We start from the raw sequence: 20,987 nt of genomic DNA, 5'->3' as shown, positions 1-20,987 counted from the left end.
ACGGCCCAAAAATGGCTGGCCATCAACGTGCCTTTACAGCAGTTACACTCGGCAGAAGCGGTTAAACCCACAAGCAGCCGTTGCTTCGACATCAAATCGAAATGACAGGACCGGCGGGCGCGCCCTATTTCGCGGCTAGAAGCGTGAGCTTATGGATCTGAGGCGGCTCGGCGAACAAATCTTCCGCCTTTTCCATTAGTGCAGCAGCCACTTTACCGTCGAGATGAGCCTGTCGATCCTCCTCAGTGTCAAAGGTATCGAAGATGGCGTAAGCGCCGGGGCCTTCTTCGATCGCATACCATGTCAGCGTCCCGGGCTCGTCTTGCACGAGCGGGAGTGCCGACTTGAGGAAAGCAGCGATGTCACTCTCCCTGCCGGGTTTGGCCTTCAAAGGCACGTAAAGAGCTAGTTTGGGCATGATCACCTCCTAGATGGGGCGGCCGGGTAAGTCGGCCAACGCTATAACGAACAAGTAGGTCGAAAGGGGCCCGCGCGCCGACCATGCATTTTGAAAACGGGGGTTCAGTGTCGGCAACCCGCACTGCGCTTAGAACCGGCGCGGAGGTCACTGCAATCACGGACATAAGGGCGATCACATTCAGCGCGATGCCGCAAATGAACGTCCGCTAAGTCCATTCCGCTGCCAAAACCGGTCAGTCCGAAATCGGCCCCAATTCCGCCGCTTCAAATTACAAGCGAATTGGGTAATCAGATTGGACACCTTCACTGATCGCACTCCAAGCTGGACACACGCCAAACCAATCCTTGCACCTTGGAATCGGGAGGTTCAGTGTGTCGCAATGCAAACGCCAGAGTGCGCCACGAAACTCCGATTTGTGCTTCCCCCGCGCTTCCCCGGAGCAACCGACAGAGCGGGGAAGCAGAATTCGCCAACTTGCGATCCGCTTAAGCGGTTCAATTTTCTAAAGAAAAATGGAGCGGGCGAGGCGATTCGAACGCCCGACCCCAACCTTGGCAAGGTTGTGCTCTACCCCTGAGCTACGCCCGCTCACTGACGCTCGCCGAACCGCATGGCCCGGTGGGGAGGCGCGCAACTAGCAACGGCTTGTGAGTCCCGCAAGCAAAAAAGTGCGGTTCTCGCATGAGGGTTGCGAGCGACACTCCAGCCCTTCACATTGGCGGAGAAAGACCCACATGGGCAGCTTGGATTTCAACGCGCAGAAAGGCGGTTTACGTGGCGAGCATGGGATTGAGCATCGACGAGCAGAAGGCTGTCGAGAAGTTCAAGCAGGATGTTGTCGAACCTTCGATGACAAAGCTCGTCATCCTCGATTTCCACGCGGAGTGGTGCGGCCCGTGCAAGGCGCTTGCCCCGATGCTGGAAAAGGTCGCTGGCGAATATGCCGACAAGGGCGTCGTGCTGGCGAAGGTCGATGTCGACAAGGAGCAGTTCATTGCCGCACAGTTTCAGGTTCAGTCGATTCCGACTGTGTATGCCATGTTCCAGGGCCAGCCGGTTGCAGACCTCACCAATGCCCGCAGCGAATCGCAGATGAAGCAGACGCTCGACCAGATCCTGTCGCAGCTCCCCATCGAAGGGGGTGAAGCAGACAGTCCGCAGGCGCAGGCTGCGCAGCAGGTGGACCAGTTCGTTGCGATGGGCGAGCAGGTGCTGTCCGAAGGCGATGCCGCGCGCGCCGCAGGCATCTTTGCGCAAGTTGCCGAAATGGCGCCCGAGAATCCAGCCGCGCATGCGGGCCTGATCCGTGCACTCGCGCTCGCCGATCAGGTCGAGGAAGCGAAAACGGCGCTCGCCGCTGCTGAGGCCAACCCTGCATTGGCGAACGATCCGCAGATCGAGAACGCGAAGGCGGCACTCGAACTGGCGGGCAACAAGGTCGATGACGGCGAACTCGCCGCCCTGCGCGAGAAGGCTCAGGCAAACCCTTCCGATATGGATGCGCGCCTCTCCTATGCCGAAGCAGCCTTTGCAGCAGGCCAGCGCGATGCCGCTGCCGACGAACTGCTCGCGATGATCGAAGCCGACCGCGAATGGAACGAAGGGGCGGCCCGGACCAAGCTGATCGACATCTTCAACGCCGTGGGCCTTGAAGATCCATGGGTGGTGGCAACACGGCGGCGGCTTTCGAAGCTGCTGTTCGGATGAGGCCGGTTTGAGCATCCGCCTCTCCATCTTTCCCCTGCCCGGAGCGATACTGTTTCCGGCGCTGCAATTGCCGCTGCACGTATTCGAGCCGCGCTACCGCGAACTCGTAGGCAGCGCGCTTGCCAAGGACCGGCTGATCGGGATCATTCAGCCCCAGCGCAATTCGGAGGGTTCACCACTTTACGAAATTGGCTGCGTCGGACGCATTGGCGATGTCGAAGCGCTTGAAGACGGGCGTTACAATATCGTGCTCGAAGGGGTTTCGCGGTTCAAACTCGTGCGAGAACTCGATGTCACCACCGCATTCCGGCAGATCGAAGCGGAGTTGATCGAAGACCCGAAGAACGAAGTACTCGCCAGCGTAGAACGGGCCGGCTTCGAATTCGAGGCCAAGCGCTTCGCCGCGATGCAAGGCTATTCGGTGGACTGGGATTCGGTCGAGAGGCTCGATGACGAGACACTGATCAACGGGGTCGCGCAAATTGCCCCGTTCGATTCAGCTGCGAAACAGGCGCTGATCGAAGCGAAGACGCTGTCGGAACGCTGCGAACTGATGATTCAGTTGATGCAGTTCTTCGCCCTGCGAGACGACGGTGACGAGATCGTTACCCTGCAGTAGGGTTCAAACCCCGAAGCTGCCGCGCAGACCGTCGATCACATATTGAGCGGCAAGAGCTGCGAGGAGAACGCCGAGTACGCGGGTGATCGCCGCCTCCACCTTGTCCCCGAACAATCGCATGATGGGACCTGCCGCCATCAGGGCTAGCATGGTGATGATCAGCACCGAAGCGAGCGCTCCGAGCACCGTGAAAGTGCCCGTCAAATCCTGAGCTTCGTTCATCAGCAGCATGATTGCTGCGATTGCCCCGGGACCCGCCAGCATCGGAATCGCCATCGGAAAGATGGAGACATCCTCGACTTCGGGTGTTGCGGCCACCTTCTCGGCCCGCTCTTCGCGCCGCTGGGTGCGTTTCTCGAACACCATCTCGAACGCGATCCAGAACAGCATCAGACCGCCTGCGATGCGGAAGCTGTCGAGCTCTATGTGCAGGGCCCCCAGCAACTGTTCGCCGAACAGTGCGAAGATCAGCAGGATCACGCCTGCGATCAGCGCCGCGCGGATCGCCATGATACGCCGCTGGGCCTGCGTTGCCCCTTTGGTCAGCCCGGCATAGATCGGCGCGCAACCGGGAGGGTCGATCACCACGAACAGGGTAATGAAAGCCGACAGGAAAAGCTGGGTCACTTGCTACGCTCCAATGGCCATTGCCGGTCCAGCACCAGTGTCCAGGCACCCTCTGTCCACGCGTAGAGCCGGAAAATCCGCTCGGGTCCGGACGTGCTCCAGCGCCAGGACAGGCGGCCATCGGGCGAAAGCGTTTCGCGCATCGGCGCGGCGCCGGGCGGGGGCGAGCCGGCAGGTCGATCGCAATCTGTCACGTGTCCCTTAACCGAAATGAGGGCTTCGACCACGATCTCGTCGTCTCGAGCGGCCGCAAGCGGGACTTTCTCGGGCTGCGGATCATCGAGGGTTGCCGCATTATGAACCCAGACATAGTCGCCTGAAGAGTCCTCACGCCAGGTGGTTACATAGTCGCCCACCTTGCCGTCCGCCGCAGCGAACCGCCCTTCGGAAACGGCGAAGCGGGCATCGCAGCTCACCCAGACGCTCTTGGGGGTCCACGACGCTGCACGCCAATCACCGCGCAGCGTGCGCAAGTCCGATACCGGGATCTCGCCTGTCTCCGCCAGAACCATGGCACCATCCGCTGCGAATTCGGCCATGGCCTCGACCTGTCCGATTTCCTTGGCGCACTGGAGCATCGCAATCTCGCGTGCCACTAACTCGCTTGGCTGGGCCGCACCCGGAGCGTTGGCAAGCACGCGGGAAAATTGTCCTCGCGGTGCCCCATTCGCGCAGCCACCCATCAGGCTTGCGCATGCAGCCATCAGGAAAACGCGACCGATCACAGCCCGTCCGGAACCTGGAGATCGGCGTTGCGATAGGCCGCGACGAGAGTGTTGCGCAGCAGAACCGCGATGGTCATCGGCCCGACACCGCCGGGCACTGGTGTAATCGCGCCGGCCACACCTTCGGCTCCGGCATAATCCACGTCGCCGACCAGACGCCCTTTCTCCTCGCCCTCGGCGGGGGGGAGGCGATTGATGCCGACATCGATCACGGTCGCGCCTTCCTTCAGCCAATCGGCCTTGACCATCTCCGCGCGGCCCACGGCGGCAACGACGATGTCCGCGCGCCTGACCACGCTCGGCAAATCCTTTGTCCGGCTATGCGCGATCGTGACGGTGGCATTGGCGTCGAGCAGCAGCTGCGCCATCGGTTTGCCGACGATATTCGATCGGCCGATGACGACCGCCTCGAGGCCCGACAGATCGCCCAGACGTTCCGTCAACAGCATCATGCAGCCCAGCGGGGTGCATGGCACGAAACCGCTTTGCCCGACCGCGAGACGCCCGGCGTTCGTCACATGAAATCCGTCGACATCCTTGTCGGGGCTGATGCTGGCGATCACCGCCTGCTCGTCGAGATGGCCGGGCAAGGGAAGCTGCACGAGGATGCCGTCGACCGCTTCATCGGCATTGAGCTGAGCGACCAGCGCAAGCAGGTCCTCCTCGCTCGTGTCAGCAGGCAGCCGGTGTTCGAAGCTCTCCATGCCCGCGGCCACGGTCGCCTTGTGCTTACTGCGCACATAAACCTGGCTGGCCGGGTCCTCGCCCACCAGCACCACGGCGAGCCCGGCTCTGCGTCCCGCCGATGCCTCGAACTGCGCGGCGTGTTCTCCGACGCGTTCGCGCAGGCTGGCGGCGAAGGCTTTCCCGTTGATCCGCTCTGCCGTCATACGGACATGATGATATTGCGGAGGACGATCAGGATGATCTGCAGCAGGATGATCACCACCAGCGGCGAAAAGTCTATCGCGCCGGTGTTGGGCATCAGGTTGCGGATCGGCCGCAATACCGGCTCGAGCAGGCGATTGATCGCGTCGTAGAACCCCATCAGGAATTCGTTGCGGCCCACCACATTGAAGGCGAACAGCAGGCCGATGATGAACTGGATGATGATCAGCATCACGAAGATGGAAGTGATCATTTCGATGATCTGGTAGAGGGTAATCAGCACTTAGGTCGAACCCCGTTTTCTAGAAAAATGCAGTCCCGATGGTCATGCCTCTACAAGAGCGGATGACGCCTCGCCACCCCTAAGGCGCGCTTATCAGCGTTCCCGCGCCGCGGGCAGTGAAGAATTCCAGCAGCATGGCATGGGGGACCCTGCCGTCCAGCACGACCGCTGCCTCGCAGCCAGCCTCCACGGCGCTGACGCAGGTTTCCAGCTTGGGGATCATGCCGCCGCTGATCGTGCCGTCTTCGCGCAGCCTGGCGATGTCGGCCGGTGTGAGGTCGGTGAGCAGCTTGCCCGCTTTGTCCAGCACCCCGTCCACATCGGTCAGCAGGAGAAGGCGCGCCGCACCCAGCGCCGCGGCGAGCGCGCCTGCCATGGTATCGGCGTTGATGTTGTAGGTATGCCCGTCCTCGCCGCTACCGATCGGGGCGATGACCGGGATCATCCCCGCCGCCGTGGCGGTTTCGATGATCGTGGTATCGATCTCGCTCGGTTCGCCGACGAAGCCGAGGTCGAGCACTTTCTCGATATTGCTTTCCGGGTCCTTCGTGGTGCGCTTCACCTTGCGCGCCGTAACGAGGTTGCCGTCCTTGCCCGACAGCCCGACGGCCTTGCCGCCTGCGCGGGCGATCGAGCCGACGATCGCCTTGTTGATCGCGCCCGAGAGTACCATTTCCGCAACCTCTGCCGTCGCCTTGTCGGTTACGCGCAGACCGTCCACGAAGCGGGTCTCCACGCCCAGCTTCTCCAGCATCGCGCCGATCTGCGGGCCGCCGCCGTGGACCACCACCGGGTTGATACCAACCGCTTTCAGCAGCACGACATCCTCTGCAAACTCGCGCGCGGCATCGTCGTCGCCCATGGCGTTGCCGCCGTATTTCACCACGAAGCTGCGCCCGGCATAGCGCTGGAAATAGGGCAGCGCCTCGATCAGCGTCTGCGCCTTGGCGCTGGCATCGCGCATGTCGGTGGCTTCAGTCTGGGTCATCGAGTGCAAGTGCCTGCGCTATTCCATGATGGAGAGCGCAGGCGTTAGCCCGACCTTTTCGCGGACGAAAGGCTTTTGGCGTTATTCGGCCGTTTCGCTTGCCGCGGGCGCATCGACCACTTCAACTTCGCCGCCCTCTGCAGTGATTGTTGCATCGTTTTCGGTACCGCGGACAGGCGGCAGGTCGTCGTCGGTGGCGAGAGGCAGGTCCTGATTCAGGCGTTCTTCCTGGGTGGTGGTCGCATAGTCGGGGACATTCTCGATGGCGCCCTGCTGCGATCCGAACAGCATGAAGCCGATGAATGCGATGGCAAGCAAGGCGATGACCCCCACCCACATCCAGCGGGTTCGGGGAGCCTTCGTGTCGGGGACTGGATCGGTCATGGCGATGGTTCTCCTTCGTATCGTACCCAATCAATGAGCCGCCAGAGTGCCCGTTCCGTCCGGCAACCCTTCCGCCGTGGGACAAAGGCGCTAAGGTGTGCAGCATGAGAACCCTTCCCCTGCTCGCCGCGCTTGCCCTGACCGGCTGCGCCTCCGCCCCCGATGCACCGGCGCTGCCCGCTTCGCAGGAGGCCTTCTGGTCCGCGCTGCAGAGCCATTGCGGCAATGCCTATCGGGGCGAGCTCGCCAGCAGCGACAGCCGCGATGCCGATTTCCGCGGGCGCGCAATGATCGCCCACTGGGCCGAGTGCAGCGACACGCGCACCGCCATCGCCTTCCATGTCGAAGCAGCTGACGGCTCCAGGTGGGACCGGTCGCGCACCTGGCTGGTCACCCGGACCGCGGACGGCCTCCGCCTCAAGCACGATCACCGGCACGAGGACGGCAGCGAGGACGCGGTCACCCAATATGGCGGCGATACGCTGTCCGCCGGCACCGCGCGGGTGCAGGACTTCCCGGTCGACGCCTATTCGATCGCCATGTTCGAGCGCGAGGGGCTGGACGTGTCGGTCACCAATGTCTGGCGCGTCGAGGTGGACCCGGCAGATGCAGGCAATGCGCGCTACGTCTACCAGCTCACCCGCCGCAACGATCCCACCCGCCTGTTCCGCGTGGAGTTCGATGCGAGCCAGCCAGTGGAAGCGCCCCCGCCCGCCTGGGGCTGGTGAGGGCGCGCCCTAACGCGTCCTAGTCGAACAGTTCTTCGAGGAAGCTCTTCTTGCGCTTGCCGGGCTTGCCCCACGAACCGGAGGCGCCGTGGCCATAGCCCGAATGCCCGTGGCCGCCGTGCTGGGCATAGCCGGGCGCGGGGCGCGGCTGCTGCTGCGGCGCGGCCTGCGGCGCGCTGCGTTCGATGATCTTGTCGAGCTCGCCCCGGTCGAGCCAGATGCCGCGGCACTGCGGGCAATAGTCGATCTCGATACCGTTGCGGTCGCTCATGGAGAGCGGAACCTTGCACACGGGGCAGGGCATGGCGGCGACTTCGGCTTCGGTACGCATGGAATTCCTCTCGTTATGTACCGCTCCAGATGGGGAGACCGTGAAGCCGGTCAAGCAGGAATGCGGGCCGAAGGGGCGCAAAGTTCACTCAAAGTTCACCCGTTTTTCGGGTTCCGCCGGGCGTCCTCGAGATCGCGCATCATGCGGTCGTACTTCTCTTCCAACATCTTGTTGATGTCCGCACCCGCTTCGGCATCGCCCTCGCCGCGGTGCCAGCGCGGCAGCTCTCCCGGAGGCAGGGTGTCGGCCCTGAACACTGCGTCTTCCAGCTCGTCGGGCGCAAGCAGGAGGTGCGGCTGGGCGGGCGGCACCGGCTCCAGCTGCGCGAGCACCTTGTCCATCGGCTCCGGCGCGGGCGGCAGCGCCTCGTCGCTGGCGCGCCAGTCGCGGTGGGCATGGCGGAACCGGCCGGGCATGTAGGCGCGCAGCAGGAACATCAGCAGCCGGTCGTTCTGGCGATAGCGCGTGCCGGTCCGGCAGCCGTCGCGGTCGAATACGGGTTCGGTCGAGCCGTTGAAGGCACGCTCGAAGGCGGTGTCGAGCAGGACCTTCGCGGCATGTTCCAGCGCCACGTCCCAGGCGGCGGAGAACTGTTCCGCGCCGGGCGAACGGCGCAGGCGATGGGCGGAAGACTTGCTCATGCCCACCTCCATGCAGGCGAATTCGAGCGACCCCGTTCCGGCCAGTGCGGCAATTAAATCCCGCTGGCGCTGCGGGGTCCAGCCGTCCTTGCGCGGCTTTCGCCTGACCGGCAGCCACTGATATTCGGACGGATCGAAGCCATGCGCGTCCAGCTCGGGCGCGTCCGGCTCGGTGACGGGAAGGGCGGCGGCCTGCTGGACCTCCGGGGGCGTTTCGGTCGCGGGCGAAACAGGGTTGGCGGACGGGGCGAGCGGGGTGCGTTTGCGGGTCATCCGGCAGGATGGAGCAGATTTTGCAGCTGTAGGAAACGCGCCTGAAACGACAGCGGCCGCCCCGATCAGGAGCGGCCGCCACTTGTGCGCCGAAGAGCCCGGCTCTGTACGAAGCCGTTACCTGCTATTTGTTCTGGTTCGGCTTCTGGTCGGACTTGCCGCCGCCCTGCTGCTGCTTGCCGCCTTCGTCCTGCTGGCGCTGCTGCTGGTCACGGTCGGTCTGGTTCTTGCCGCCTTGCTGGGGCTGGGCGGGTTTCTGGTTCTTCTGGTCCATGGGTTTCCTCCTTTGAAGGAATGCGGTGCGGAGCAAATGCGCCGTCCACACAGGGCCAAGCCACGAATGACGTTACGGTTTCCTGACTTGCGCCAGAACGGGCGCGGGGTGAGCCAGGTGACCGGTTCACTGGGAAAAACCAAAGTTTCCCGTTGCGGTGCCGGCCCATGTTGCGCGGCGGGCCCGGGAAGCTATGCAGCGTTCGATGAGCAAACGCACGCGCATCAGCCCCGCGAGGTTTCGCCCGCGCAGGAGGCGCGGCGGGTGGCGGTGGATGGTGGTGCTGGCGCTGGTGCTCGGCGCGTGGTGGGTGCTGCGCGACGTGCTCCAGCCCCCGGCTCCGGTGAGCGCGGTGGACATGCGCTTCGGCATTTGCGGAGAGCGCGGCGGCGAGGCTTGCGTGATCGACGGCGACACGCTGGCAATCGGCCAGCGCCGCGTGCGGCTGACCGGCTATGACGCGCCGGAAATGGACGGCGCCTGCGAAGCGGAACGGGCGAAGGCGATGGAGGCGCGCGATGCACTGTCCGGCTGGCTGGCGCGGGGCCGCTTCAGCTGGACCGGCGGCGCGGAGCCGCCCCGCGACCAGTATGGCCGCGAACTACGCGAAGCGCGGCGGGGAGATGACGTGCTGGCGGACCACATGATCGGTGCCGGACTGGCCGAGGGCAGCGTATGGGGCGGAAGCCGCGTGGATTGGTGCCGATAGGGCGCCCCCTCATCCGGTCACTTGCGGCCCCATCCTGCGCTTGGCTAGCTTTTCGCAAAGACCCTTTGCGTTCTCAATCCCATGCCTGAATTCGGACCGGTCATTTAAAAAGCGATAATCTGTAGCGCGGATCTTCCCTGAACGCAGTATGCCTTCAAGGCCGAAGGCATCTGTGTAGTGATACACGACACCCCCTTCCGGTCCTCGCTTCGCATTTAGCTGCGCTGTTCTGCGATCATATATCGCTTCGAGCTTTTGACTGAAATTCTCCAGCGCCGCCTCCGAATACGCTTACCTTTTACTCCGCCGCTACAGCCCCTTCGCTCTCGCCGAACAGGCCCGGGCCGTCGTCTGCAGCCTCTTCCTCGTTCGCGGCCTTGGCGGTGCGGCGCTTGTCGAAGCTCGACCACACGTCGTTCCATTCGCCCTTGGTCGCGCCCTTGGAATATTCGGTGGCGCGCTGTTCGAAGAAGTTGGCATGCTCCACCCCGTTCAGCAGCGGGGCGAGCCAGGGCAGCGGGTGATCGTCGACCATGTAGATCGGATCGAGGTTGAGCTGGCCCAGCCGCCAGTCGGCGATATAGCGGATGTACTTCTTGATATCCTTGGGCGTCATGCCGGACACCGGGCCCATTTCGAAGGCGAGGTCGATGAAGTTGTCCTCCAGCCGCACCGTCTTCTGGCAGATGTCGATGATGTCTTCCTTGACCGCCTTGGTCAGGCAATCCCGCTCGCGCACGAATTCGTGGAACATGCGGATGATGCCTTCGCAGTGCAGGCTTTCATCGCGCACCGACCAGCTGACGATCTGGCCCATGCCCTTCATCTTGTTGAAGCGCGGGAAGTTCATCAGCATGGCGAAGCTGGCGAACAGCTGCATGCCTTCGGTAAAGGCGCCGAACATGGCCAGCGTGCGGGCGATGTCCTCGTCATTGTCGACGCCGAACTGCTGCATGTAATTGTGCTTGTCGTTCATTTCCTCGTAGTCGAGGAAGGCGCTGTATTCGCTTTCGGGCATGCCGATCGTGTCGAGCAAATGGCTGTAGGCCGCGATGTGCACCGTTTCCATGTTGGAAAAGGCGGTGAGCATCATCTTGATCTCGGTCGGCTTGAACACGCGGCCGTATTTGTCGTGATAGCAATCCTGCACCTCGACATCGGCCTGGGTGAAGAAGCGGAAGATCTGCGTGAGCAGGTTACGCTCGTGATCGGTGAGCTTCTGCGCCCAGTCGCGACAGTCTTCGCCCAGCGGCACTTCTTCCGGCATCCAGTGGATCTGCTGCTGGCGTTTCCAGAACTCGTAAGCCCAGGGGTATTCGAAGGGCTTGTAGGTCTTTCTGGCTTCGAGCAACGACATCTTGTGGTCTCCGGGTTCCGCGTGAACGACTCATATAGGGAATCATACGCCGGATTCGAAGGCAAGAGGGGATGATTCGGTGGGGATAAGAACTGGGTAACTTTATTTGTGGGGTGTGGCCCTTCCGCTGCGCTGCCTGAGGATAGGCCAAGGCCCGCAGCTGCCCTGCGTTTGCGACGAATGGCGGAACGTGCGCGCTCCTCAACCCGTTGATTGGGCGAAGGAGATTTTCAATGGGACAGTATGAACCACGCGACAGCCGCGACGTCACGCTAAACGACGGACACGAGCCCGGCGGCATCAAGCGCACCGGTCCGCGCGAAGGCGAAACCCGCCAGAACGAGCAGGACGAAGGTCAGGCGCGCCGCGGCTATGGCAATGCCCGCGACGAGGACGGCCAGATGGAACAGGACGTTGCGACCGGCAGCCACGGCAGGCAGCCGCTGGCACAGGGCGAGGCCCAGCCGGGCGAGATATCCTCCCGCCCCGACCAGCGCGCCGCCGCCGACGCCAACCGCCCGCTTGGCGGCGACTGACGCTCACCGACTTACGGGGCCAAGCGGACTTGTCCGGTTTTCCCCTTTTGCGGGCAAGTCTCGCAACCCCGGCGCCCCGTCCCTCAAAGGCGGGGCGTCTTTTTGTGCGCTGTGGCCGGGCATTTTCCGGCTGGCCGACCAGGCCGTGCAGGAGGTTCGGCGAAGCGAGGAACGGTGCCTCGATCCACCCGTTGGTTAGGTGTAAGTGACGAAATTCAAAAGGAAATTGCTATGTTCGAGAAGATTCGCATCAAGGAACACATGGAAATCGCCGACTATGATGGCCACCACGTCGGTACGGTCGATGAAGTCGAAGGCGATGCCATCAAGCTGACCAAGACCGACAGCGCCGATGACATGCACCACTTCCTGAAGCTGGATAGCGTCGAGAAGATCGACGACAACCGTATCTACCTGAAGGAAGGCACGCGTCTACCGGACGGTCTCGGCACCAAGGCCACTACGGCCCACGCCTGACGCAATAGCCGGTCCCGTCCCCGGCAAAAGAAAGCCCCGCTTCTCCGTGACGGAGGGCGGGGCTTTTTGCGTATGATGAACCCAGGCGGTTCCTTACGATTGCTTAGGGCAGCACATCGCATAAGGTGGAATCAGCGATGAAACGGGCGCAAGAACAGAACGATTCCGGCAATGCAGGGATGCTCGACTGGTGGAAAGGAAAGACCCTTTCCTGTCCTGCACATTTGCGCGCCCGGCTCGAACGCGCGGTGGATGATCGGCATTATCGCGAGGCGCGCTTCCTCGCGGTGCTGGGTGTGGCGATCACGCTGGTCTCGCTATCGGTGGATCTCGTTACAATACCCGAGCATTTCGCCTTGGTCGCCGTTCTGCGCCTAAGCGTGACGTTACCGTTTTTGGTGGCCGTGCTGGCAATGCCGCGTAAACGGCTGGCGTTGCAGAAACTCTTCCTTGGCGCCGGCCTCACTGCCGTGTCCCTCACCCTCCTTTTCGCCAGCGGTTTCGCCCCGCCTCCTGCCGATGCCTTCATGGCTATGGGAGTGGCCCTCATGTTGGGCTTGACGCTTCCGCTGTTGCCCTTCCGGAGAAGGGGCGTCCTCCTGTTCATCGCGGCAGTCTTCGTGCCTGCAGGATTCCTCGTCATCTACCAGCAGAAGGTCGATGGCCATGCCGTGACATTCCTGCTTATCCTGACGCTTGTCGCAACCGCGGCAGGAATACTTGCACGGCGCATGCGCTGGCTGGAGCGGCGCACAATCCTGTTCGCGCTGGAAGCGGAAGATCACGTGCGCGAGCTGCGTATGAAGAACGAGCGCCTGACCGAGCTATCAACCCAGGATCCGCTGACCGGCCTCGCCAACCGGCGCCACGCAAGCGAAGTATTCCAGCGCCATTACAGTGATGAATCGAGCAGCGACGGCAGGCGCGCTGCGTTGCTGATGATAGACATCGACCATTTCAAGGCGTTCAACGACGATTGGGGCCACCAGGCGGGCGACGACTGCCTGCGCGCCGTAGCCGAGCAATTGCGGGTCACTGCCGAAACTCATGGCGGCCTTGCCGCGCGTTTCGGCGGTGAGGAATTCGTGGTGTTCCTGTCTGTGGCCGGGATCCGCGAAGCCAAAAGCGTGGCCGAAGACGTTCGTATGGCCATCGAACGGCTCGAAATGCCCCGCGCCGATCATGATGCGATTGCAATCTGCACCACCAGCGTCGGGATAGCCGTACGTGAGGGGAAAGGCTTTCCCGACATGCGCTCGCTTCTGGGCCGGGCCGACGTCGCCCTTTACCGCGCCAAGGCGGCGGGACGAAACAGGTGTGTGTTGGCAGCGTAAAATTGCGCTGCTGGCAGCTTGGTCCCGCAAGGCATGGACCGGTCGGCAGAAGGAAAACCGCCGGTCCGCATGATGCGGACCGGCGGCCTTCATTTCTCGCAAGGGTTGCTCAGCCTATTGGCAGGCGAGGCATTCCTCGTAATCGGTCTGCTCTGCGGCCAGTTCGTACTTGGCGGCGTCGACGGTGTTGTCCGCTTCCACTCCGCCGGCGAAACCGGCGCGCTGCACGCTCTTGGAGCGGAGGTAGTAGAGCGACTTGATGCCCTTCTCCCACGCCTGGAAGTGCAGCATCATCAGGTCCCACTTGTCGACATCGGCCGGGATGAACAGGTTCAACGACTGGGCCTGATCGATATAGGGCGCGCGGTCGGCAGCGAATTCGAGCAGCCAGCGCTGGTCGATCTCGAAGCTGGTCTTGAAGGTCGCCTTCTCTTCCGGCGTCAGGAAATCGAGGTGCTGGACGCTGCCGCCCTTCTCGAGGATCGAGTTCCAGATCGCAGTCGAGTTCTTGCTCTTCTTGTCGAGGATCTTTTCCAGATAGGGGTTCTTCACCACGAAGCTGCCCGAAAGCGTCTTGTGGGTGTAGATATTGGCAGGGATCGGCTCGATGCAGGCGCTGGTGCCGCCGCAAATGATGCTGATCGAGGCGGTCGGTGCGATCGCCATCTTGCAGCTGAACCGTTCCATCGCGCCCATTTCGGCAGCATCCGGGCACGGTCCGCGCTCCTTCGCGAGCATCATCGATGCTTCAGACGCCTTGCCCTGGATGTGCTTGAACATCTTCAGGTTCCAGACCTTGGCCATCGGGCTTTCGAAGCCGATGCCCTTCTGCTGGAGGAAGGAGTGGAAGCCCATCACGCCGAGGCCGACGCTGCGTTCGCGCGTGGCGGAATATTTCGCGCGGGCCATCTCGTCGGGCGCACGGTCGATATAGTTCTGCAGCACGTTGTCGAGGAAGCGCATGATGTCCTCGATGAACTGCTTGTCTTCGTTCCACTCGTCCCACTTCTCGATGTTGAGCGAGGACAGGCAGCAGACCGCGGTGCGATCGTTGCCGAGGTGGTCGATGCCGGTGGGCAGGGTGATCTCGGCGCACAGGTTCGAGGTCGAGACCTTGAGGCCCAGATCGCGGTGATGCTTGGGCATCATCCGGTTCACCGTGTCGGAGAAGACGATATAGGGTTCGCCGGTGGCAAGCCGGGTTTCGACCAGCTTCTGGAACAGGCTGCGTGCGTCGACGGTCTTGCGGACGCTGCCGTCACGCGGGGAGACGAGGTCGAATTCCTCGCCCGCACGCACCGCTTCCATGAAAGCGTCGGTCACCAGCACGCCGTGGTGCAGGTTCAGCGCCTTGCGGTTGAAATCGCCCGAAGGTTTGCGGATCTCGAGGAATTCCTCGATCTCCGGGTGCGAGACATCGATGTAGCAGGCGGCCGAACCGCGCCGCAGGGAACCTTGCGAGATCGCCAGCGTGAGGCTGTCCATCACGCGCACGAAGGGAATGATGCCGCTGGTCTTGCCGTTGAGGCCGACCGGTTCGCCGATGCCGCGAACATTGCCCCAATAGGTGCCGATGCCGCCGCCCTTGGACGCAAGCCAGACGTTCTCGTTCCAGGTGTTGACGATGCCGTCGAGGCTGTCTTCCACGCTGTTGAGATAGCAGGAGATCGGCAGGCCGCGCTGGGTGCCGCCGTTCGAAAGCACGGGCGTGGCGGGCATGAACCACAGCTTGGAAATGTAATCGTAAAGGCGCTGCGCATGCTCCGCATCGTCGGAGAAGGCATCGGCGACGCGGGCGAACAGGTCTTGGTAGCCTTCGCCCGGCAGCAGGTAACGGTCTTCGAGCGTTTCCTTGCCGAAGGCGGTCAGCAGTTCATCGCGGCTGGTGTCGATCTGCACGTCGAAACGGCGATCGAGGACTTTCTTGCTGTCTTCCTTGACGGACGCCTTGGCGACTTCGGCCATGGCACCCGCCATCGCTTCACCCGCCTTTTCGGCGAGGAGCTGCTCGCTGCCCTTGTCCTGGCTTTTCATGCTGACTGCCTTTTCCGGCTTCTTCGCCTCGGTGGGAGCGGCATCTTCGACAGTGTCCTGAGTATCCATGTCCAGTCCCATCGCTGCTTCGTCTCCGCCTTTGAAATCCATGATTCCCCACCGTTTGTCTGTGCGACTGCGGCAGGATCGTGCTGCCCGCCTGTTCGCTATGTGTTCGAGTCGGCGAGAGCCCTCCCCGCCTAGCACCGAAAGCCGGGGGACGGGGCGAAAACTTCTCCCCTGTTTCTCCACAGACCGGGACGATTCCGCGCTCTTCCCTATATGGGGAGGAGGAGAGAAATCGCTAGGTCTTGTAGGTACCCCCAGGCAACCGACCACTAGATACTGAATCAGACCGGGATCGGGCGCAAGAGGGTCAATGAAGATTTAACGCACCGGATGAGGGTCATTCCGGTTCCGCGAGGATGATGCGACGCAGCGACGCGTGGACCAAGCTGGCTTTGCGAAATCGCAAGGCCAAAATCGCAATGGGTGAAAAAATTTTGCGGGCAAAGATTGTATGACCCGCTTGTGATTCATTCGAATCGAGGCGGGAAATTTTCTTGCCTTTCCCGGCATTTCGAATGCGCGGGCTCGATCCGGACACGACAAACCCCGGCGGCGCACCCTTCCCGCAGAACGGGGTGCGACACCGGGGCGTTCCCGGCCGGGACTAATGGCCGGGAAAGGGAGCGCCGGTCAGGAGGTCGGACGGGTTGCGGCGCTACCGAAAGCGAGAACCGTGCGTTCGGACGGACGCGACGCCATCCTGGCCGATTCTTCTCTTGCCAGTTGCTGTTCCAGGCGCGCGACATCCCAGCCGTTCTCGGCGAAGATGATGTTGGCCTGGTACAGCTGGTCATGGCCGATACTCGACGGCACGCTATCCAGCGTCCGCAGACGGCTCACGGCCGTCATGGCGATCCGGTCGAAACCGCGCTTGCCGGAGGCCCGATAGAGCTTCACATTGGTCGCATCGCCATCGGCGTCGCGCGTGAAGCGCACGATGGAGATACCTTCGCCATTCGGCGCATCACCCAGCCGCGCCGCGACCAAGAGCTGTCGGCCCAGATCGCGCGATACTTCCTCGACAAACTCCTGTTGCGACGAATCGGGGGTGACGACGATATTCTGGCTGAAAACGGGTTCGGCGAGCAGGGCTGCCGACGCCGCGGTGGCGAGTGCTAGTGCGAGGATTTTGTACATTGTGATCATCCTTTTTTCGAAACGAAAAGCGAATGACCGGCCGCAGAGAGTTACGCAGTGATCGCGACAGCCCAATTATGATCTAAGCGAAGACGGTCAGTGGTCGATCAAACAACGCCGACTGCGGGATCGGAGCTGTTGCAAGAAGTGATGCGCCCGTGAAACAGCGTTGTCAAACGGCGCAGGAATGTGCGTCGTAGCATTACAAATTGGATATATTCTGCGGTTTTTGGATAATTCGCAGCCTTTCAGCGGTTCGAATATTCCGCTGCGCGGTTAAGGAACGCCGATACTGCGCAACGGACTCGCACCGCTGGCTGTCCGCCGTTCGTCCCGGTCGTCGATTGCAATTGTCCTTCGTCGAACGCCTTCGTCAGTTCGTCGCATTCCGTGCATGAGCGGCAATATCATCGGACAGAATCTCCACCAGTTCGAGCGGAAGATCGTGGCCCCAACCGGGGATCGTCTTCAGTTTCGCTCCCGGGATACACGCTGCGGTGTCACGGCCGCCCTCGCAGGGAACCAGTGGGTCGTCCTCCCCATTCAGCACGAGGGTCGGAACGGAGATGTTGCGCAGCATCCTGCTGCGATCACCGTCCGCTACGATCGCGGCCAAGTGGCGCGTCGGACCCTCCGGATAGAAGCTGCGGCGCAAACTCGTCAGGACCCGCTCTCGAAGGCGGTCTTCCGGAGAAGGATAACCGGGCGAACCGATGGTGCGTGCTAGCATCACGCCATGTTCGACGAGCACTTCTTCTGCATTGTCCTTGGGCCGCGTCACGAGCGCCTGGAGGGCTTCCTTGCGGGCCTGCGGAAGTTTGGGATTGCCGGTGGTCGAGAAGATCTGGGTGAAGCTGCGGCAGCGATCGGGGTAGTTGGCTGCCACGTGCTGTGCGATCATCCCTCCCATGCTCGCTCCGACGATGTGCGCCTTGCCGATATCCAGTGCATCCAGCAGGCCGATCGCGTCGGCGGCCATGTCGCGCAGAGTGTAGGGCACACGCGGAGTAAGGCCGAGTTTGGACATGAGGGTCATCCTGACGATTCCCGGCGCCTTCACCCCATCGAACTTCTGACTGAGGCCGATATCGCGATTGTCGTAACGGATGACCCGAAAGCCTTGCGACGCAAGCGCGTCTACCAGTTCATCCGGCCAGAGCGTCAATTGCGCCCCGAAGCCCATGACCAGCAGCATGGCCGGGTCGCCGGGATCGCCGTGCTCTTCGTAGTGGATATCAATTCCGTTCGCGGTCACTTTTGGCATAACTATCCTCCCTGGGGGGGCGCAAAGCCGTCGTTTAGCTCTGCCCTGAACTAACGGCTCTTCCGAAATTCTTGCACTTGCCGAGCTTTGTGCGTCTTCAACCCAGCTTTACAAGAATTAACGGTTGGCGCGAAAATACAATACTCTCCGATGCCGACCTGTCACTTTGTGCGTCGGGATTTTCAACAGGGGCGGGGAGTGGACAAGCGATCGTCGGAAAGGTTCGATGCCGAGGGCACCGTGCTTCGCCACGCGGGGCACGGCCCTTCGCGCCATATGCTCGGCGATCTATCGGTGAACGGCTGCAGGTTGAGCGGCATCGAGCAGCAGATCGCAGTTGGCAGTAACGTGCAATTGACACTGCTGTCCAGCATCGATGTTTCGGGCACTGTGCGCTGGGCGAAGGACGGCAATGTGGGGATCGAATTCGACGATCGGCTTTCCGAAGCGGCAGTGAAATATTTCGCCTTCCGCGAAGAAGGGAGCAGGCAAGCGATCATTACGCTGGACGCATTCGGTCGCAGACTGCCTCCGCTGAGCCCTTCGAATCTGCCCGAACCCGCGAACCGCTGAGACGACATCCGCACTCACGCATTCGCCTTCCGTCGTTTGCGCTTTTTGTCTTCGAAGAGTTTGGCATCGGCCTGGGCGATGACACTTTCCAGCCTGCCCTCTCCCAGTTCTTCGACTTCGCTTAGCCCATAGGCAAAATCGACCGGCACGTTGTCGATCTTCAGAACCGGGCGGCGTTTCAAGTCAAGGTCGAGGCGGTTCAGGACAATCCGTGCCTCACCAAGGCTCAAGTCAGGAAAAAACAGGACGAATTCGTCGCCGCCCCATCGTGCGGCCAAGTCGTCTTCGCGAAGCACGGCCGAAATTCGGTCGGCCAGGGCGCGAAGGACGCGATCACCCTCGATATGGCCCAAGGTATCGTTGATACGTTTGAAACCGTTGCTGTCGAGCAGGGCGAGCACTCCGCTAACGGGGGCTCGTTCCTCGAACCGCTCGATCAACCCGCGGCGATTGGGCAACCCGGTCAGGAGATCGGTGGTGGCGATACCCTTCAGGTCGGCCATTCGCTCTGCTGTCGAACGCGTTGCATGCGCTACGGACTCCAGCAACATTCCTGCCATGTCCGGTCCGCCCACCGGCACTCGACTTTCAACCTGTCCGTCGCGCAGTGCGACAAGCGCGCGGGTGGCTTCACCAATCGGTGCAAGCAAGCCCCAGATGCCCGCAATGGCCGTCACGCTGCCCACCAGTGTCGCGAGCAGCAGAGCGATGAAGATGCCCCAGTGCCATTCCCCGCGGAACGCCTCCAGAAGCAGAAACGCGAATAGCGGAATATGGACTGCACCGAAGCAAAGCACGAACATACGTGCGGGATAATGACGCGGAAAAAGGAATGAGGTCGCCCGGTAGAATCGCATTTCGATATGCCTTTCGTGGCATCACTATGCCCGGTTTCCCTTACCCGAGCAAAAATAACCGGTTACGCGATCGACCTTACGGTATAAGCAAGGTGTCGCGCGCCACTGGATCGGTTTCGGGGAAATCGAGTATGAAATGGAGTCCCCGGCTCTCACGGCGCTTGAGCGCGCTGTTGACGATCAGCCCGGCGCATTCGAGCAGGTTGCGAAGTTCGATAAGATCGGTCGTCACGCGGAAGTGGCCGTAATAGTCCTCGACCTCCTCGCGCAGCATCCGGATACGGTGCGCCGCGCGTTCCAGCCGCTTGGTCGTACGCACGATGCCGACATAGTTCCACATGAACCGGCGGATCTCAGTCCAGTTCTGCTTGATGACCACTTCCTCGTCTGAATCGGTCACGCGGCTTTCGTCCCACGGGAGGATCTCGGGCGGATCGCCGAGCTGGTCCCAGCATTCCAGGATATCCTTCGCCGCCGCCTCGCCGAACACGAAACATTCGAGCAGCGAGTTGGAGGCCAGGCGGTTGGCGCCATGAAGGCCGCTCTCGGTGCACTCGCCCGCCGCCCAGAGCCCGGGCAGGTCGGTCTTCGCATCGAGCCCGATCTTGATCCCGCCGCAGGTATAGTGCTGCGCCGGAACTACCGGGATCGGCTCCTCCGTCATGTCGATGCCCAACCCCAGCAGCTTTTCGTGAATGGTGGGGAAATGCTGCCGGACGAATTCGGGCGGCTGGTGGCTGATGTCGAGATGGACGTAATCGAGGCCGTGGCGCTTGATCTGGTCGTCGTTCGCGCGGGCCACGATGTCGCGCGGGGCCAGCTCCATGCGCTCCGCATCATAGCTGGCCATGTAGCGCTCGCCGGTGGCGGGATTGTAAAGCCGCCCGCCTTCGCCGCGCACCGCCTCGGTGATCAGGAAATTCTTGACCTCGAGATTATAGAGGCAGGTCGGGTGGAACTGCATCATCTCCATGTTCGACACGCGCGCGCCCGCGCGCCAGGCCATGGCGATCCCGTCCCCCGTCGCCCCGCGCGGCGCAGTAGAGAAGAGATAGACGCGGCCCGCGCCCCCAGCTGCCATCACCGTAGCGCGGGCGACATGGGTGACGACCTTCCCGCTTTCCGCATCCAGTGCGTAGGCCCCCCAGACGCGCCCTGAGCCCGAATATTCCTTCTGGTTGCGCCCTGTGACGAGATCGATGCAGCTCTGGTTGGGGAGGAGGGTGATGTTCGGATTTTCCTCCGCCGCCTTCAGAAGTGCCGCCTGCACCGCCCAGCCGGTGGCATCGTTCACGTGGACGATTCGCCGGTGCGAATGTCCGCCCTCGCGCGTGAGGTGCAGGTCGTCTTCTTCACGGTTGAACGGCACGCCGAGGTCGCACAGCCGGTCGATCGCCGCCGGCGCGCGTTCGATGACGAACTCGACCGTTTCGAGATCGTTGAGCCCTGCGCCCGCCACCATGGTATCGCGGATATGGTTCTCGAATGTATCCCCCGTGTCGAGAACGGCGGCGATACCGCCCTGAGCCCACGCGGTCGATCCGCTCGTGAGCTGGCCTTTGGCGAGGACAAGCACTTTCCGGCTTTCAGCCAGTGCCAGCGCGGCGGTCAGACCGGCGGCGCCGGATCCGATAACAAGGACGTCATGAGCTTCTTTCATGCCCCGCCTCATGCCCACGCAATCACCACGCGGCAAGTAGAGAACGATTCGCCGAAAACGAGGTTAACGGCGGGCACAAGCTGGCTATGGA

24 protein-coding genes and 1 tRNA gene are annotated in these 20,987 nt (G+C 62.2%); 8 read left to right on the top strand and 17 right to left on the bottom strand.

The features are described from left to right. Positions 1 to 124 precede the first annotated feature (124 nt). The gene (locus tag GRI69_RS12340; RefSeq protein WP_160683805.1) at positions 125 to 418 is read right to left on the bottom strand and encodes a putative quinol monooxygenase; all 294 of its coding nucleotides are present in this window, start codon (positions 416 to 418) and stop codon (positions 125 to 127) included. A 516-nt stretch (positions 419 to 934) separates the two neighbouring features. Continuing rightward, a tRNA-Gly gene (locus tag GRI69_RS12335) sits at positions 935 to 1,009 on the bottom strand. A gap of 195 nt (positions 1,010 to 1,204) precedes the next feature. On the opposite strand from GRI69_RS12335, the gene GRI69_RS12330 reads away from it, so the two are divergent. Together GRI69_RS12330 and GRI69_RS12325 are read left to right on the top strand one after the other, a co-directional pair. Beyond that, on the top strand, positions 1,205 to 2,128 hold the full coding sequence (locus GRI69_RS12330) for a tetratricopeptide repeat protein (protein WP_160728577.1): 924 nt from the start codon (positions 1,205 to 1,207) through the stop codon (positions 2,126 to 2,128). Between the two features lie 13 nt (positions 2,129 to 2,141). Further along, positions 2,142 to 2,747 (top strand): LON peptidase substrate-binding domain-containing protein, encoded by a 606-nt coding sequence (locus GRI69_RS12325; RefSeq protein WP_160728590.1) that lies wholly within the window; start codon positions 2,142 to 2,144, stop codon positions 2,745 to 2,747. Between the two features lie 3 nt (positions 2,748 to 2,750). Here the strand turns inward: GRI69_RS12325 and GRI69_RS12320 are convergent, their stop codons facing one another. From GRI69_RS12320 to GRI69_RS12295, 6 genes are all read right to left on the bottom strand, one after another. Then, on the bottom strand, positions 2,751 to 3,374 hold the full coding sequence (locus GRI69_RS12320; RefSeq protein WP_160728576.1) for a MarC family protein: 624 nt from the start codon (positions 3,372 to 3,374) through the stop codon (positions 2,751 to 2,753). After that, the gene (locus GRI69_RS12315; protein WP_237453092.1) at positions 3,371 to 4,078 is read right to left on the bottom strand and encodes a hypothetical protein; all 708 of its coding nucleotides are present in this window, start codon (positions 4,076 to 4,078) and stop codon (positions 3,371 to 3,373) included. The genes GRI69_RS12320 and GRI69_RS12315 overlap by 4 nt, the downstream gene beginning before the upstream one ends. A gap of 17 nt (positions 4,079 to 4,095) precedes the next feature. Beyond that, a complete protein-coding gene (gene folD, locus GRI69_RS12310) occupies positions 4,096 to 4,989 on the bottom strand; it encodes a bifunctional methylenetetrahydrofolate dehydrogenase/methenyltetrahydrofolate cyclohydrolase FolD (RefSeq protein ID WP_160728574.1) in 894 nt (297 codons plus the stop codon). After that, entirely contained in the window at positions 4,986 to 5,270 is a 285-nt protein-coding gene (locus GRI69_RS12305) for a YggT family protein (protein ID WP_337191073.1), read from the bottom strand. The genes folD and GRI69_RS12305 overlap by 4 nt, the downstream gene beginning before the upstream one ends. A gap of 79 nt (positions 5,271 to 5,349) precedes the next feature. Next, a complete protein-coding gene (gene argB, locus GRI69_RS12300; protein ID WP_202392002.1) occupies positions 5,350 to 6,258 on the bottom strand; it encodes an acetylglutamate kinase in 909 nt (302 codons plus the stop codon). Positions 6,259 to 6,339: 81 nt separating this feature from the next. Beyond that, positions 6,340 to 6,642, bottom strand: a complete 303-nt coding sequence (locus GRI69_RS12295; RefSeq protein WP_160728573.1) for a hypothetical protein — start codon at positions 6,640 to 6,642, stop codon at positions 6,340 to 6,342. Between the two features lie 104 nt (positions 6,643 to 6,746). Here GRI69_RS12295 and GRI69_RS12290 point away from each other — a divergent pair, with 104 nt between their 5' ends. Next, positions 6,747 to 7,370 (top strand): hypothetical protein, encoded by a 624-nt coding sequence (locus GRI69_RS12290; RefSeq protein WP_160728572.1) that lies wholly within the window; start codon positions 6,747 to 6,749, stop codon positions 7,368 to 7,370. Positions 7,371 to 7,389: 19 nt separating this feature from the next. Here GRI69_RS12290 and GRI69_RS12285 read toward each other — a convergent pair whose 3' ends face one another. From GRI69_RS12285 to GRI69_RS15880, 3 genes are all read right to left on the bottom strand, one after another. Continuing rightward, the gene (locus tag GRI69_RS12285; protein ID WP_160728571.1) at positions 7,390 to 7,701 is read right to left on the bottom strand and encodes a TFIIB-type zinc ribbon-containing protein; all 312 of its coding nucleotides are present in this window, start codon (positions 7,699 to 7,701) and stop codon (positions 7,390 to 7,392) included. Between the two features lie 95 nt (positions 7,702 to 7,796). Further along, entirely contained in the window at positions 7,797 to 8,615 is an 819-nt protein-coding gene (locus GRI69_RS12280; RefSeq protein WP_160728570.1) for a hypothetical protein, read from the bottom strand. A 124-nt stretch (positions 8,616 to 8,739) separates the two neighbouring features. After that, positions 8,740 to 8,889: a hypothetical protein gene (locus GRI69_RS15880; protein ID WP_202392001.1), complete on the bottom strand. Its 150-nt coding sequence runs from the start codon at positions 8,887 to 8,889 to the stop codon at positions 8,740 to 8,742. A gap of 205 nt (positions 8,890 to 9,094) precedes the next feature. On the opposite strand from GRI69_RS15880, the gene GRI69_RS12275 reads away from it, so the two are divergent. Next, a complete protein-coding gene (locus tag GRI69_RS12275; protein WP_160728569.1) occupies positions 9,095 to 9,598 on the top strand; it encodes a thermonuclease family protein in 504 nt (167 codons plus the stop codon). A gap of 298 nt (positions 9,599 to 9,896) precedes the next feature. Here GRI69_RS12275 and GRI69_RS12270 read toward each other — a convergent pair whose 3' ends face one another. Beyond that, positions 9,897 to 10,955: a ribonucleotide-diphosphate reductase subunit beta gene (locus GRI69_RS12270; RefSeq protein ID WP_160728568.1), complete on the bottom strand. Its 1,059-nt coding sequence runs from the start codon at positions 10,953 to 10,955 to the stop codon at positions 9,897 to 9,899. Between the two features lie 233 nt (positions 10,956 to 11,188). On the opposite strand from GRI69_RS12270, the gene GRI69_RS12265 reads away from it, so the two are divergent. The 3 genes from GRI69_RS12265 to GRI69_RS12255 all read left to right on the top strand — a co-directional run bounded on the left by GRI69_RS12265 (position 11,189) and on the right by GRI69_RS12255 (position 13,302). Next, complete coding sequence (locus GRI69_RS12265) at positions 11,189 to 11,491, top strand: hypothetical protein (protein ID WP_160728567.1); 303 nt, start codon at positions 11,189 to 11,191, stop codon at positions 11,489 to 11,491. Positions 11,492 to 11,722: 231 nt separating this feature from the next. Continuing rightward, on the top strand, positions 11,723 to 11,968 hold the full coding sequence (locus tag GRI69_RS12260; protein WP_160728566.1) for a DUF2171 domain-containing protein: 246 nt from the start codon (positions 11,723 to 11,725) through the stop codon (positions 11,966 to 11,968). A gap of 137 nt (positions 11,969 to 12,105) precedes the next feature. Next, positions 12,106 to 13,302, top strand: a complete 1,197-nt coding sequence (locus tag GRI69_RS12255; RefSeq protein WP_160728565.1) for a GGDEF domain-containing protein — start codon at positions 12,106 to 12,108, stop codon at positions 13,300 to 13,302. A 114-nt stretch (positions 13,303 to 13,416) separates the two neighbouring features. On the opposite strand, the gene GRI69_RS12250 is transcribed toward GRI69_RS12255, so the two are convergent. From GRI69_RS12250 to GRI69_RS12240, 3 genes are all read right to left on the bottom strand, one after another. Next, positions 13,417 to 15,447 carry a ribonucleoside-diphosphate reductase subunit alpha gene (locus tag GRI69_RS12250; protein WP_160728564.1) on the bottom strand — a complete coding sequence of 677 codons (2,031 nt, stop codon included), beginning with the start codon at positions 15,445 to 15,447 and terminating at the stop codon, positions 13,417 to 13,419. 588 nt (positions 15,448 to 16,035) lie between these two features. Next, the gene (locus tag GRI69_RS12245; RefSeq protein WP_160728563.1) at positions 16,036 to 16,542 is read right to left on the bottom strand and encodes an energy transducer TonB; all 507 of its coding nucleotides are present in this window, start codon (positions 16,540 to 16,542) and stop codon (positions 16,036 to 16,038) included. 373 nt (positions 16,543 to 16,915) lie between these two features. Then, positions 16,916 to 17,806, bottom strand: coding sequence for an alpha/beta fold hydrolase (locus GRI69_RS12240; protein ID WP_160728562.1), 891 nt, complete (start codon positions 17,804 to 17,806; stop codon positions 16,916 to 16,918). Between the two features lie 198 nt (positions 17,807 to 18,004). Here GRI69_RS12240 and GRI69_RS12235 point away from each other — a divergent pair, with 198 nt between their 5' ends. Continuing rightward, positions 18,005 to 18,379, top strand: coding sequence for a PilZ domain-containing protein (locus tag GRI69_RS12235; RefSeq protein WP_160728561.1), 375 nt, complete (start codon positions 18,005 to 18,007; stop codon positions 18,377 to 18,379). Between the two features lie 14 nt (positions 18,380 to 18,393). On the opposite strand, the gene GRI69_RS12230 is transcribed toward GRI69_RS12235, so the two are convergent. Together GRI69_RS12230 and nadB are read right to left on the bottom strand one after the other, a co-directional pair. Further along, entirely contained in the window at positions 18,394 to 19,236 is an 843-nt protein-coding gene (locus tag GRI69_RS12230) for a GGDEF domain-containing protein (RefSeq protein ID WP_160728560.1), read from the bottom strand. Positions 19,237 to 19,312: 76 nt separating this feature from the next. Further along, complete coding sequence (gene nadB / locus GRI69_RS12225; protein ID WP_160728559.1) at positions 19,313 to 20,896, bottom strand: L-aspartate oxidase; 1,584 nt, start codon at positions 20,894 to 20,896, stop codon at positions 19,313 to 19,315. Positions 20,897 to 20,987 lie beyond the last annotated feature (91 nt).

The sequence above is a fragment of the Qipengyuania vulgaris genome (assembly GCF_009827325.1).
Classification (GTDB): Bacteria; Pseudomonadota; Alphaproteobacteria; order Sphingomonadales; family Sphingomonadaceae; genus Qipengyuania; species Qipengyuania vulgaris.
The sequence above is the reverse complement of the archived record's forward strand: the minus strand, read 5'-3'. Positions and strand labels throughout refer to the sequence as shown.